The organism is Pedobacter vanadiisoli (genome assembly GCF_042684385.1).
In the GTDB taxonomy this organism is placed as follows: Bacteria; Bacteroidota; Bacteroidia; order Sphingobacteriales; family Sphingobacteriaceae; genus Pedobacter; species Pedobacter vanadiisoli.
Map to the genome: position 1 here is coordinate 1 of NZ_JBHULL010000037.1, position 13,221 is coordinate 13,221.

At 39.3% G+C, this 13,221-nt stretch carries 12 protein-coding genes; 2 read left to right on the forward strand and 10 right to left on the reverse strand.

Going from position 1 to position 13,221, the window contains the following annotated elements:
- On the forward strand, window positions 1–81 hold an 81-nt coding region (locus ACFSR6_RS18380; protein WP_379081631.1), incomplete at its 5' end, for an IS3 family transposase.
- 296 nt (window positions 82–377) lie between these two features.
- Here ACFSR6_RS18380 and asnS read toward each other — a convergent pair.
- The 4 genes from asnS to ACFSR6_RS18400 form a co-directional block, all read right to left on the reverse strand.
- The gene (gene asnS, locus ACFSR6_RS18385; protein WP_379081564.1) at window positions 378–1,826 is read right to left on the reverse strand and encodes an asparagine--tRNA ligase; all 1,449 of its coding nucleotides are present in this window, start codon (window positions 1,824–1,826) and stop codon (window positions 378–380) included.
- Between the two features lie 287 nt (window positions 1,827–2,113).
- Window positions 2,114–3,106, reverse strand: coding sequence for a transglutaminase family protein (locus ACFSR6_RS18390; protein ID WP_379081566.1), 993 nt, complete (start codon window positions 3,104–3,106; stop codon window positions 2,114–2,116).
- Window positions 3,107–3,223: 117 nt separating this feature from the next.
- Window positions 3,224–4,159, reverse strand: coding sequence for an alpha-E domain-containing protein (locus ACFSR6_RS18395; RefSeq protein WP_379081568.1), 936 nt, complete (start codon window positions 4,157–4,159; stop codon window positions 3,224–3,226).
- Window positions 4,160–4,172: 13 nt separating this feature from the next.
- Window positions 4,173–5,621 (reverse strand): circularly permuted type 2 ATP-grasp protein, encoded by a 1,449-nt coding sequence (locus ACFSR6_RS18400; RefSeq protein ID WP_379081571.1) that lies wholly within the window; start codon window positions 5,619–5,621, stop codon window positions 4,173–4,175.
- A 726-nt stretch (window positions 5,622–6,347) separates the two neighbouring features.
- On the opposite strand from ACFSR6_RS18400, the gene ACFSR6_RS18405 reads away from it, so the two are divergent.
- Window positions 6,348–6,869, forward strand: coding sequence for an AAA family ATPase (locus tag ACFSR6_RS18405; protein WP_379081633.1), 522 nt, complete (start codon window positions 6,348–6,350; stop codon window positions 6,867–6,869).
- A gap of 152 nt (window positions 6,870–7,021) precedes the next feature.
- Here ACFSR6_RS18405 and ACFSR6_RS18410 read toward each other — a convergent pair whose 3' ends face one another.
- From ACFSR6_RS18410 to lpdA, 6 genes are all read right to left on the reverse strand, one after another.
- The gene (locus ACFSR6_RS18410; RefSeq protein WP_379081573.1) at window positions 7,022–7,153 is read right to left on the reverse strand and encodes a hypothetical protein; all 132 of its coding nucleotides are present in this window, start codon (window positions 7,151–7,153) and stop codon (window positions 7,022–7,024) included.
- 148 nt (window positions 7,154–7,301) lie between these two features.
- Window positions 7,302–7,829, reverse strand: a complete 528-nt coding sequence (locus ACFSR6_RS18415; RefSeq protein ID WP_379081575.1) for a ferritin — start codon at window positions 7,827–7,829, stop codon at window positions 7,302–7,304.
- Between the two features lie 671 nt (window positions 7,830–8,500).
- The gene (locus ACFSR6_RS18420) at window positions 8,501–8,860 is read right to left on the reverse strand and encodes a hypothetical protein (RefSeq protein ID WP_379081577.1); all 360 of its coding nucleotides are present in this window, start codon (window positions 8,858–8,860) and stop codon (window positions 8,501–8,503) included.
- A 101-nt stretch (window positions 8,861–8,961) separates the two neighbouring features.
- Window positions 8,962–9,801, reverse strand: coding sequence for an MBL fold metallo-hydrolase (locus ACFSR6_RS18425; protein ID WP_379081579.1), 840 nt, complete (start codon window positions 9,799–9,801; stop codon window positions 8,962–8,964).
- An 89-nt stretch (window positions 9,802–9,890) separates the two neighbouring features.
- Window positions 9,891–11,027 carry an acyltransferase family protein gene (locus tag ACFSR6_RS18430; RefSeq protein ID WP_379081581.1) on the reverse strand — a complete coding sequence of 379 codons (1,137 nt, stop codon included), beginning with the start codon at window positions 11,025–11,027 and terminating at the stop codon, window positions 9,891–9,893.
- A 292-nt stretch (window positions 11,028–11,319) separates the two neighbouring features.
- Window positions 11,320–12,708, reverse strand: coding sequence for a dihydrolipoyl dehydrogenase (gene lpdA / locus ACFSR6_RS18435; protein ID WP_379081583.1), 1,389 nt, complete (start codon window positions 12,706–12,708; stop codon window positions 11,320–11,322).
- Window positions 12,709–13,221: the final 513 nt, after the last annotated feature.

Consider the following 13,221-nt stretch of genomic DNA (forward strand, 5'->3'; position numbering starts at 1 on the left):
TATTATAACAATAAAAGGATAAGATTGAACTTAAATGGAATGAGCCCGGTTGAATACCGGGCACAAGTCTTAAATAATTAATAAGTTTGTCCAACTTTTTGGGGGCAGTCCAGCGCTGTGGGCTTTTTGCTTCAATCAGGTTTAGGTGGCTGCAACAGAAGAAGGGTTAAGGGAGGGAATGACCAACCGTTCCTACGGAACGACAACGCCCATTTTACAATTGGCTACCCCTGAATCGTCACGATGGGAGGAAATAAAAAAAGCGGTCAGATTTTTTAACCTGACCGCTTTTTTATTTACAGGGCTTGTTCTTTTATCGCCAAACGCTGATCGCTAATCGCTTTACGCTGATCGCCTGGCGCTAACCCTAGCCACCCTTAAAACTCTGCGTTTTTAGGGAATCTTGGGAACGCAATTACATCGCGGATATTGGTCATGCCGGTTACGAACAATACCAAACGTTCAAAACCTAAACCGAAACCAGCGTGCGGTGCGGTACCAAAGCGGCGGGTATCTAAATACCACCACAATTCCTCCTGCGGGATATTTAAGGTTTCCATGCGTTGGATTAAGCGATCTAAACGCTCTTCACGCTGCGATCCGCCAATCATTTCGCCAATGCCCGGGAACAGGATATCCATAGCGGCAACAGTTTGCCTGCCTTCGGCATCCGGTTCGTTCTGGCGCATGTAGAACGATTTAATATCTGCAGGGTAATCGGTTAAGATTACCGGCTTTTTAAAATGTTTTTCTACCAGGTAACGTTCGTGCTCGCTTTGTAAATCAGCTCCCCACTCATCAATCAGGTATTTAAATTGTTTCTTCTGGTTAGGTTTAGAAGATTTTAATATCCTGATGGCCTCTGTATAGGTTAAACGTTCAAAATCGTTGGCCAGGCAGAAATCCAGTTTTTCCAATAAACTCAATTCGCTGCGCTCGTTTTGCGGCTTTTGTTTATCTTCTTCAGCCAGGCGGTTATTTAAAAATTCCAGTTCCTCTTTGCAGTTGTCTAAAGCATATTTAATTACATACTTCATCATGTCTTCGGCAAGCTGCATGTTGTCTTCCAGGTCGGCAAAAGCAAACTCAGGCTCAATCATCCAGAACTCGGCCAAATGGCGGGTGGTATTTGAGTTCTCGGCCCTGAAGGTAGGTCCGAAAGTATATATCTTACCAAAAGCCATGGCAGCCAATTCGCCCTCTAACTGGCCCGATACGGTTAAGTTGGTAGCACGGGCAAAGAAATCCTGCGAGAAATCAACTTTACCTTCGTCAGTGCGTGGCGGGTTGTCGAAATCTAAAGTGGTAACTTTAAACATTTCGCCGGCACCTTCAGCATCACTGGCCGTAATTACCGGGGTGTGCATGTACACAAAGCCGCGTTCGTTGTAAAACTGGTGGATGGCGAATGCTAATGCATGGCGAACCTTAAAAACGGCGTTAAAAGTATTGGTACGGAAACGCAGGTGTGCAATTTCGCGTAAAAACTCCAGGCTGTGTTTTTTAGGTTGCAAAGGGAATTTCTCCGGATCGCTGTCGCCTAAAATTTCAACACTGGTGGCTTTAATCTCAACGGTTTGGCCTTTACCAAGCGATTCGATCAGTTTACCCGTTGCAGAAATGGCGGCTCCGGTAGTGATTCTTTTTAACAGCTCATCAGGCAGATTATTAAAATCGATCACAACCTGGATATTACTCATGCAAGATCCGTCATTTAAGGCAATAAACTGATTATTACGGAAAGTTCTAACCCATCCCATAACCGTTACTTCTGTGTCAAATGCTGTCGACTTTAATAAATCTTTAATTTGCTGTCTCTTAATCATATTGTTATTTGTAAAAGGCGCAAATTTAGAAAAAAAGTTTATCAGTTGGCAGTTTTCGGTATACAGTTTTCAGTTTTTTGCATAAGCTTGGTTTAAACTGCCAACTGTACATTGGTTATTGGTTATTAGTTCATTGGTAATTGCAAATTGATTATTGGTCATTAGTTCATTGGTCATTAGTTCATTGGTAACTGCAAATTGATTATTGGTCATTGGTCATTAGTAATTGCAAATTGATTATTGGTCATTAGTTCATTAGTAACTGCAAACTGCCAACTGAAAACAGCCTACTGTTGTTGTTGTTGCTGCTGCTGCATCGCTTCCATATACTGCTGATAGCTGTTTTTGGTTCTTGCAGTAGTGATTGTTCCAGTGGGTTTGCTGTAATTCACTTCCTTTGGCTGGAAATAGGTTTCGTTGTCGTTAAAATCTTCATCGTTATAGCCAACCGAAACATTCACTTCCATAATGTGCTCAAAACTGCCTTTATAAACACCTTTTACAGGTGAGCAGTCTGCAAAATTACGGCCTACCGCCAAACGTACATGGTTTTCGTTTACGATGCAATTATTGGTGGGGTCTAAACCCAGCCAGCCGTATGCAGGCAGGTAAGCCTCTGCCCAGGCGTGGGTAGCGCCTTCGCCGCGCATGCCGTCTCTGTTGGGGCAGATGTACCCGCTTACGTACCTTGCCGGTATTCCGGTTAAGCGCAACATGGTAGTAAGTATATGTGCAAAATCCTGACATACACCGGCCTTCAGCTTCAAAATCTCTTCAATGGTAGTATCGACAGCCGTTACGCCTTTAATATATTCGAAGTTATTAAAAACGTAAGCGCAATATTTTATGGCAGTTTGGTAGGGGGTATCATCAGCCTCCTTAATGCCCAAAGCTGTTGCCTTAAGTTGGCTAATCCCATCGAAACTTTCCTGTCGTAAATAATCAATATAAGGTACTTCATATTTAAGCGCATCCAGGCTGTTCCATTGCTCGCTACTAAACATATCGTCTTGCGGTAATGGCTTTGCAAAAGTTTCTACACTTACCTTCGAGAAGATTTTGAGCTGGGTGTGGGGTTCGTTTTGAGTGAAAGTACCCACCTCGTTGCCATAATAATCGATAAAGATTTCAATTTCAGGACTCCCGGAAATATTCAGGTCGTGTTTAACCACTTTTTGGAACTCATCTTTAATCGGAAATAAAATAATCTGGTTCGCGCTATCCCGAACGGGCGATTCGTATTTGTAATTGGTAATATGTTTGATTTTAAAAATTGGCATAAGGGTTATTGTTATTTATAGGTTACCACAGTTAATAAGGATAAACACCACCGGATAATCGGTAAAAAATAGTATCTGTGTTAATTTGTGCCCATTTGTGCTTAAATATTGAATTGTTTATGAATTTGCAAAATAATATTCATTTAAAAGATTTCCGATGCCGAAGAGTTCAGCCCTGATCTCGGTAAGGTAATGATGCAACTGCCCTTCGTTCATGGTGTTAACGGAGCTATAGGTAATCATACTTTTTAAACGACCTATTTTAAAAGATAAACTGTTGTAGTGCTCGATATTACTTTCGCTCTTTAGCCGTTTGAAATACCTTTCTATGTTGTTCATGGCATATAATGCCGAACGCGGAAAATCGTTGTTGAGCATCACCAGTTCGATGATGTTTTTCGCATCAAAGCCTTGCCTGTAAGTCTTCAGGTATAATTCATAACCGCCTAACGATAATAATAAATGTTTCCAATAGGAAATATCGGTTAATAAATCGGGATTGCTGCTGATCGAACTGAATTTAATATCCAGGATGTCGACTGACTGTATGCCCCGCTCCAGGTGCTTGCCAATATTCATAAAACTCCTGCTTTCGCCACGTTCCATTGCGCTATCAGCTGTCCCGTTATAGAGCATTATCTGTTTGATTAAAATATCCAGGGCAGTAATGGGGTCGTCTTTTTGCACGTACCATAACAGCTTTTCATCTTTAACAGTATGGTAGTATTCGTTCAGGCATTGCCATAAATCTTTGGGGATGTGCTCCTGCACACTCCTTGCATTTTCGCGGGCCAGGGTAACAATGTTTAAAATCGAATTTGGATTTTCACGGTTTAACAGCAGGTATTCGATTACCGCACGGCTATCATGCTGGATGTTCAATAATTCGTTTTCATCGTCTGAAGAAAAAATCCTGATGACGGGTTTCCAGGTAAATTCCTGTATGGTATCTTGTGAGGAAGCATAATTTATTTTTAACATGCGCAGCATACCGTCGCTGCGCTCAACATATCTGCTTAACCAATATAAACTTGAAGCAACTCTACTTAACATATTATTCTGTATTCTAAGAAGTTAAAACCCATGTATCTTTACTGCCGCCGCCCTGCGAACTGTTTACCACCAGCGAACCTTCTTTTAGCGCTACCCTGGTTAAGCCTCCGGGAACAATTGAAATGCCATCAGGGCCATTTAAAGCGAACGGGCGAAGGTCGATCCGCCGCGGTGCCAGTTTTCCGTTGATAAAGCACGGTGCAGACGACAGGCTGATGGTGGGTTGGGCAATAAAATTGCGCGGATCTTTCAATACCTCAATTTTATATTCTTCCGTTTCCTGTTCGCTTGATGCATGCCCCATCAGCATGCCATAACCGCCACTGCCATTGGTTTTTTTTATGACCATGGTATTGATGTTTGCAAAAACATAATCGAGCTCTTCTTTATTGCTGAGCTGGTAGGTGGGTACATTTTTTAAGATGGGATCTTCGTTCAGGTAATACCTGATCATATCCGGCACATAGGTATAAACGGCTTTGTCGTCGGCTACACCATTGCCTACGGCATTAATAATGGCTACATTGCCTTTACGGTAAGCACCCATCAGGCCGGCTACACCCAGTACACTGTTTGGGTTAAACACCAAAGGATCGAGATAGTCGTCGTCTACACGGCGGTAAATCACATCTACCTGCTGCAGGCCTGTAGTGGTTTTCATGAATACCTTTTGGTTTTTAACTACCAGGTCGCGTCCTTCTACCAGTTCTACACCCATTAAACGGGCCAATGTGGTATGTTCGTAATAAGCAGAATTATACATGCCCGGACTTAGCAGTACAATGGTTGGATTGGAAACTGCCCTTGGCGAAAGGGCCATTAAATTTTTATACAGGATAGCCGGATATTCGGTTACGCTCCTTACGCCGCACTGGGGGATAAGATCAGGGAATAACCTTTTGGTAATTTCCCTGTTTTCGAGCATATAACTTACGCCAGATGGCGTGCGCAAATTATCTTCCAGTACGTAAAATGTACCGTCGTGATCCCTGATCAGGTCTATTCCGGCAATATGGATATAGATATCGTGCAGTACATTTACATTATGCATCTCCCTAAGGAAATGCGGACAGGAATAAATGACATTTATAGGTACAATTTTATCTTTTAAGATAAATTGATTGCTATAAACATCTTTTAAGAAAAGGTTAAGTGCTTTTAAACGTTGTTTTATTCCCTTTTCTATAAAATTCCATTCAGAAGAGGTGATAATACGGGGGATAATATCAAAAGGAAAGATTTTTTCGATTCCTTCGCCGCTATCGTATACGGTAAAGGTAATTCCCTGGCTCATGAACAGCTTTTTGGCGAGTTCTTCCTTTTTGTTTAGGTTTTCGAGCGATTCTTTAGAGAAATTGTTGATAAAGTTTGTGTAATGATCACGGTAATGATCACCATTTAAAAACATTTCGTCGTAGGTTTTAGGATGATTTGAATAGCTTTTAATAAAATCTTCTATCATTTTTCTTAAATATTTCCTTAAAATATGTTTTTATAAGTAAATAATGATGTTTTTTATCTATAAAATTAATATTTATACTGATTTTTAATGTTTTGTATGGTTATTTATGTGCTATTATTTGTGTTTTTTATATTTTTTATTGAAATATTTAATTTTTTTAAGAAAAATACTTGCAAATATTAATAAAGTTCGTACTTTTGTAGTGCTCGTTAATTATTATTATATATTTGGTTTAAAAAAAGCGCTGTGATAGCGCTTTTTTTATAAAACTCTTAAGACTTATTCATAATCAACATAAACCAAACAATCCAAACCAAGAAAGCTCCAGAAAAACTGGAGCTTTTCTTTTTTAGAATGTTGCCCGCGTTATACGATAATGATCAGATGAAGTGAAGCTGGAAAGGTAAGCAGTATCGTTATTTCGACTGAAACACAGTGAAATTAAGATGCTTTGGGATTAGAATAGTCGTCATTCTCGCATCTGGCCCGGCCTGATGCTATATGTCTTACGATTTCCCAATTAATGATTTAATAAAATCCTTTTGGGTCTTCGGCTCTTTTCCGGATGATCTGCAGGAAACAAAGGGATTTGGTTGAGCTTTTTCCCGCAGATTTAAAAAAGATAAGTAACGCGGATTAAAAGATGATTAAGTTAAGGTTCCTCTAAAAATCTTCTATTCTTAACGCGTAATTTATTTAGAATAAGTAGCTTTGATAAAAGAATTTATGCTATTAATACTCTTTAGAGGCCGACCTGGAACAGGTAAGACAACGATGTCAAATTTGGTCTCTGCTAAAATGAGCGTACCAATTATTAGGAAAGATGACATTTACGATCAACTTGTTTCCTTATCAGGCAACCATGATCTACGGAATAAAATAACCTTTAATATCATTTATAGCCTCGTTACCAGTAACATTCATAATTCATCGACATTAATCATAGACTGTCCTTTTCAATTTGAAGAGGATATAACCTCATTTAGAGCGTGGTGCAGAACTCATCAAGTACACTTGAAAACAATTCTTGTGACTTGTAGTGATGAGCGGATATGGTCAGAACGGTTTAAAGAGCGTGTAATAAATCCAGCACCTAATCAGCTTATCACTGACTTTGAAGAGTTTAAAAGTAGATACAAGGTGATGCAACTCCAACCTGATGAAGGTGAACTTTTGATTGACACAATTGTGCCACAAGATCACAATGTTAAGACTGTGCTAGAATTTTTAAGCTCGACAAGTATATAGCTTAAAAAATAAGTTTCCTCTGCGTTCTCATGGAGCAAGCCTGGGTGCTATTTAATAGTTAGGCAACTTAGGTTACAGACTATTTTCTCTAAAACCTTATCCGTCCTTTTAATATTGTATATGTTATGATTCAGTAGATGGCCACTGCTGCTTTATCCGATAATACAACGCAGCTTTTGCCTGTAAGAAATAAAGCCAACGATCTTGTCTTTGTGCATATTCAGGCCGAACGCTTTGTCCAACTGCGGAACAATGTTTACATCTGCATTATTCTGCTCTTTCATAAATGTCCTCCTTTTCTATACGAAAGACATTTTTGTAAGCCTGGGAGTTTTATTGAATCATATCACTTAGGTACTAATACGGTATCAAAAAAAGGCAAAAAAAAAGCTACCCGGTTAGGAGTAGCTTTAAGCTATGTTTTGTTGTTGTTTATTCTTCGGAATAATTGATTTTGTTCACGTGTTTGTCGATTTCCCATCTTCCGGTACCTTCTTCGCCAATTACTTCGAACAATTCTAAGGCCCTGCGTGCTTTGTATTCTTCTTCGCGTTGCTCTTTCAGGAACCAGTTTAAGAATTCCATGGTTACAAAATCCTGCTCTTTGTGGCATTTAGCTGCAATGTTTTTGAAGCTTTGGGTAATTGCGATTTCTGCTTCCAGGGCATCTTCAAAAACTTCTCTGAAACTGGAGAAGTCTGTTTTGATTCCGCTTACTTCAGGAGAGATGGCATTTCCACCCATGTCTAATACATATTTAAACAATTTAAGCTGGTGTACCCTTTCTTCTTCAGATTGTTTTAAGAAGTAATCTGCCGAATAGTCGAAGCCATTTTGATCGCACCAAGATGACATAGATAAATATAGTGATGAAGAGTGTGCCTCTTTCTTGATTTGTTGATTTAACAATGCTTCAATATCCTGCGATATTAAACATTGGATACGCATTAAGTCTTTCATAATTCTGTGCTTTAATAACAATACAAATGTAAAATGAATTTGTTCGGCTTTATAATTTATTTACAATATGAAATTAGTCTAAATTGCTGATAATTAGTTATTTGTAATCAGTTTAAATAAGACGGGAGGGCGGTGGTAATGTTAGAATAACGCGATACGGATTGTAGTTGAGGATCAGGTGTATAGTGAGTAGTTTTCAGTTGGAAGTTGACAGTTTTCAGTTGGCAGTTTTTAGCACCTGACTATCTCTTTCCAATAATCTGTCATCCTGAATGCAATGAAGGATCTTTTATAATGCAGGTATACGGAGAAAGGTTTCTCTATGGCGTTACACTCCGGTCAAATGACGATTCGGTTAGCGGTTTGCAATTTGGAGTTAGTAATTAACCGGTTTATACAGCTAACCGATTATTCTGACCATTAAGAAGTTAAGAAAATTAAGGTTTTAGTAATGGTTATAAGGGATGTGGCTATTAATCATTGTTAAACCACTCGTTTCAGATCCTGAATCAAGTTCAGGAGGACGGCTGTGAGTAATTGCAGTTAACCAATTTGCTGCACCGACGAACAAATAACTAATGAACCATTGAACTAATGCCCAATAGACCGATGACTAATGACCAATGAACCAATGACTAATGACGAATAAACTAATGCCCTATGAACCAGATCTAGTAAACCAACCTATAAAGACAGTCGCTTATAATGTGGTTTAGCTTAAACATGGTAAATGTTCCTTGCAGTAAATCTTTTAAAGCAATGATTTCTAGTGCGCTTAATAAATAGATATGTTCGCAGCCGTTAAAGGTAACGAGTTCAAAATTGGCTTTTTGGGTATTTAACAGGAGGGCGTCGATATTGATCTCTTCTACTACCTTTTTTAATTTTTGAAGAGATAAGCAGTTGAAGCGGGCAAATTTGCCTCCAAAATCTACATAAAAGCAATTTAGTTTATCTGATTGATAAACAGAACCATGGTTGTTTGAGAATACGTTAACCAGTTGGTTGATATCGACACATGCTTTTTCCATTGGTTACAAAAATTGTGATTATTTAGATTAAATACAAATAAAATCCAAAATAAATTTGTGTGGTACCCCATGGAAAGTCCAATAATAAAGTAATGATCCTGTTAAACTTCGCTGAGTTTAAAGGTTTCTGCTACACGGATACCTTTTTCTGTGCGTTGTAGGGTACAGCATTCGTTAAGGGGATCGTGTTCCAGGTATAAGATATAATTGTTGTTAACAGCTTCTTCTAAAAAGGCCTGCTTTTCGGTCAGTGTTTTTAATGGGAACATATCATAAGCCATTACATAGGGCAGGGGCAGGTGACCAACTGAGGGTAAAAGATCGGCCATGTAAACGATGGTTTTGCCTTTATAGTTAATTTTCGGCAGCATCATGGCATCGGTATGTCCATAAGCAAAGCTGATGTTGATGTCTTTTTGCCAGGCTATGTTTTCCTGTTCGGCAATAAATTTAAGCTGGCCGCTTTCCTGTAAGGGTAAAATATTCTCCTTTAAAAATGATGCCTTTTCACGTGCATTGGGCGCTATTGCCCATTGCCAGTGCTTTTCATTGCTCCAGTAGGTGGCATTGCCAAAAGCAGGTTTCAGTTTATCCCCGTCCCTTACTACTGCACCACCCACATGATCGAAATGAAGGTGTGTTAAAAAAACATCAGTAATATCGCTGGTCCTGAATCCCAATTGTGCCAGCGATTTTTCCATGCTATCATCGCCATGGAGGTAATAATGGCTGAAAAACTTCTCATCCTGTTTATTTCCAATTCCGGTATCCACCAAAATCAGTTGATTGCCTTCTTCGATCAGTAAACAGCGCATGGCCCAGGTACAGAGGTTATTGGCATCGGCCGGATTGGTTTTTTGCCAGATTGCTTTGGGCACTACGCCAAACATGGCACCGCCGTCGAGTTTAAAAAAGCCTGTGTTTATGGTATGGAGTTTCATCTGTAGAGTAAGGAATGTGATTGGTAAAATTACACAAATCTTTTCGGTTTGATTGATCGGGTTATGTTGGACTGGTAAGTTACTGTTTTTTAATCCCTCGAAGGAATCAGTGTATAGCGGTTCTTTAATTTAAGGAAAGGTTTTTCAAAATAACGGTAAGATAGTGATGCCAACACTACGGTTATAATAAATGCAATGATAAAACCGATGCTGTTTTTCCACTCGGCCAGGCCTATCGTTTTGCTGAATGCTGCCAATTCATTTTTGAAGATGACATAGGTTATCCAGTAAATAGTGATGTGGAATATATACATTCCATAAGAGATGCGGCCGAGGTAAACAAGTGCGCCAGGCATATATTTTGATGATGCTCCGTAAAACGATAAAAACATTGATGTTACCCCGATAAGAATAAGAAACCAGCCGCTTACCGATTGCATTACGGTATTGAGATGAGGGGCATCGGCTGTTACTTGGCAAACCATTGAGGCCATTAGCCAGCAAACGATTCCGGTAATAAAAAGACCGATACGTACGGCAGCGTTCCATTTGGGTAACCTGCCCTTTAAAAATATGGATAACAGGATCCCTGCAGCAAAAAACTGAAACTGAACGAAACTATTGGTCCATTGACCATTAAATCCACTTGTGGGCCTTAGCGCATAATACACAATGGTGATGTAGGCGGCTAAAATTGATAGGATCGAAAAAGCAATGGTACCTTTCTTTCCAGTAAAAAGCAGGATCAGTGGCAACAGGATGTATAACTGTTCTTCGACAGACACGCTCCATAAAGGGTTAATACAGTACGACTGCCATTCGTTAAAGGTAATATACCAGTTGCCGGCAAAAAAGGTAAAGGCCAGCTGTGCTTTTGCGGGGATAGCTGATGAGAAAATATGAGTGGTATGGGTTAGCAGTACCATGGTGAAGAAAAATGTAAAATACAAAGGCCAGATGCGTAAAATACGTCTGATGTAAAATGATTTAACCTCTATTTTTCCAAAATGCATATCCTCCCGCCGGAGGAGTTCCGTAATCAGAAAAGAACTCAAAAAGAAAAAAAGTGGTACACCGTAATTGCCTAAGAGGCTTAGGTGGTAAGCCCAAAAGTATTTGCCTGTATCAACAGGTGCTAAATCCAGCCGGTGCACAAAGAAGACAAAAAGGAATGCGCAAAAACACAGTACATCAAGTTCGGGTTTGTAATAACGGTTTACACTCATAATTTGATTTAGGCAAAAAATAAATGATATAAAGGTGCATGTAGCCTTTATCAGTACTTATAATAAAATATTTGGTTTATGGCCCGATGTAAATCTTTGGCGGCCGGGCTAAATATATGAAATACAGGTGCTACCGGCAAATAAAAAAAGTGATAAATGGCCTGAAGGGGAGGATTGGTTGGGCGTTTGCAGCATATATCATAACAAAAAACCCTTTAGAATTAGCTAAAGGGTTTTATAATAATATTGATTTCGCTTATGGTTTGGGCCTTATGCCTTCTACCTTTAAACCTTACAAATGTATCACTTCTCCATAAGCATCGGCAGCAGCTTCCATAATGGCTTCGCTCATGGTTGGGTGAGGGTGAACCGATTTAATGATTTCGTGTCCGGTTGTTTCTAATTTACGGGCCACAACAATTTCGGCAATCATTTCGGTTACGTTGGCACCGATCATGTGTGCGCCCAATAATTCGCCGTATTTTGCATCGAAAATTAGTTTTACAAAACCATCTTTAGCACCGGCAGCACTCGCTTTACCTGAGGCCGAGAATGGGAATTTACCGATTTTTAACTCATAACCTGCTGCCTTGGCTGCTTTTTCGGTGTAACCAACCGAAGCAATTTCTGGCGTGCAATAAGTACATCCCGGAATATTATTGTAATCTAAAGGCTCTACATGCTGACCCGCAATTTTCTCTACACAGATAATACCTTCTGCAGAAGCAACGTGAGCGAGGGCTTGTCCGCCAACCACATCGCCAATAGCATAGTATCCTTTTACCGAAGTGTTGTAGAACTCGTCGGTAACAATTTTACCTTTTTCGGTTTTGATTCCTACTTCTTCTAAACCAATGTTTTCGATGTTGGCCACAATGCCCGCCGCAGAAAGTACGATATCGGCTTCGATGGTTTGCATACCTGAAGCTGTTTTAACCGAAACTTTGCAACCTGCACCACTGGTATCAACAGATTCAACACTGGCTGAGGTCATTACATCGATACCGGTTTTCTTTAAGCTGCGCAGCAGTTGTTTTGAAACGTCTTCATCCTCAACCGGAACAACGTTTTCCATGAACTCAACAATGGTTACTTTGGTGCCCATGGTGGCATAGAAATAAGCAAACTCGACACCGATAGCACCTGAACCTACTACTACCATGCTTTTTGGTAATTCAGGAAGTACCATGGCCTGGCGGTAACCGATAATTTTTTTGCCATCCTGTTTCAGGTTAGGCAATTCTCTTGAACGTGCACCTGTAGCTATGATGATATTTTTAGCGGTAAGTTCTTTTTGCGAACCATCAGCACCTTTAACTTCTAATTTATTGCCGGGTTTAACTTTACCCGTACCCATAATCACGTCAATTTTATTTTTCTTCATTAAAAACTGAACGCCTTTACTCATGCCATCGGCAACACCACGGCTACGTTTTACCACAGCAGCAAAATCGGCAGTAGCACCCGAAGTAGTAATTCCGTAATCAGCAGCATGATTGATATATTCGAAAACCTGAGCGCTTTTTAAAAGTGCTTTGGTAGGGATACAGCCCCAGTTTAAACAAATACCACCTAATGATTCACGCTCAACAATTGCAACTTTTAGTCCCAATTGAGAAGCTCTGATCGCAGCTACGTAACCACCTGGGCCGCTGCCTAAAACAATAACGTCGTAATTCATCTGTTTTTTCTAATTTGTTTTTTATCCGTCAGACGGAGCTTACCATAATTTAACCATAATTATGGACGGTTCATATCTATTTTAAAGAGATTTGTTTTTAATTGTTCTGCATTAACCGGTAATCCAAAGGTCACGGTTATCTGTTCATCTAATTCTGTACACTACAAAAGTTAAAGGCTTTATCCCTTTAATAATCGCTCAAAACTAAAAAAAAAATGTCAATTGAATAGGGCAATGTTAATATAGCCTTTAAAAATTACATTGGAGGGTTATTGTTCAGAAAGTTCTGTTTGAAAATAATCGTTATTATCCGGTTGATTGGCAGAATAATATATGGTATAGGTAATAAAAAGTTAAATAATCAGGATGTTCGGGGTAAAAAAATGGTGTTAATATATATAATTTAAATAATACCAAAGTTAACATCAGTTTTATGTTTAAATTATAATCAACTGAATGTTTCGTTATTAAAAATTTAGCTTTAATGACAATGTATTGATAAACTGAAAGTTA

Coding starts and splice junctions, on each gene's coding strand:
- ACFSR6_RS18420 (WP_379081577.1), bottom strand. CDS start 8,860: ATGGAAAAAGCATGTGTCGATATCAACCAACTGGTTAACGTATTCTCA.
- ACFSR6_RS18405 (WP_379081633.1), top strand. CDS start 6,348: ATGCTATTAATACTCTTTAGAGGCCGACCTGGAACAGGTAAGACAACG.
- ACFSR6_RS18390 (WP_379081566.1), bottom strand. CDS start 3,106: ATGCCAATTTTTAAAATCAAACATATTACCAATTACAAATACGAATCG.
- ACFSR6_RS18430 (WP_379081581.1), bottom strand. CDS start 11,027: ATGAGTGTAAACCGTTATTACAAACCCGAACTTGATGTACTGTGTTTT.
- ACFSR6_RS18400 (WP_379081571.1), bottom strand. CDS start 5,621: ATGATAGAAGATTTTATTAAAAGCTATTCAAATCATCCTAAAACCTAC.
- ACFSR6_RS18410 (WP_379081573.1), bottom strand. CDS start 7,153: ATGAAAGAGCAGAATAATGCAGATGTAAACATTGTTCCGCAGTTGGAC.
- ACFSR6_RS18415 (WP_379081575.1), bottom strand. CDS start 7,829: ATGAAAGACTTAATGCGTATCCAATGTTTAATATCGCAGGATATTGAA.
- ACFSR6_RS18425 (WP_379081579.1), bottom strand. CDS start 9,801: ATGAAACTCCATACCATAAACACAGGCTTTTTTAAACTCGACGGCGGT.
- lpdA (WP_379081583.1), bottom strand. CDS start 12,708: ATGAATTACGACGTTATTGTTTTAGGCAGCGGCCCAGGTGGTTACGTA.
- asnS (WP_379081564.1), bottom strand. CDS start 1,826: ATGATTAAGAGACAGCAAATTAAAGATTTATTAAAGTCGACAGCATTT.
- ACFSR6_RS18395 (WP_379081568.1), bottom strand. CDS start 4,159: ATGTTAAGTAGAGTTGCTTCAAGTTTATATTGGTTAAGCAGATATGTT.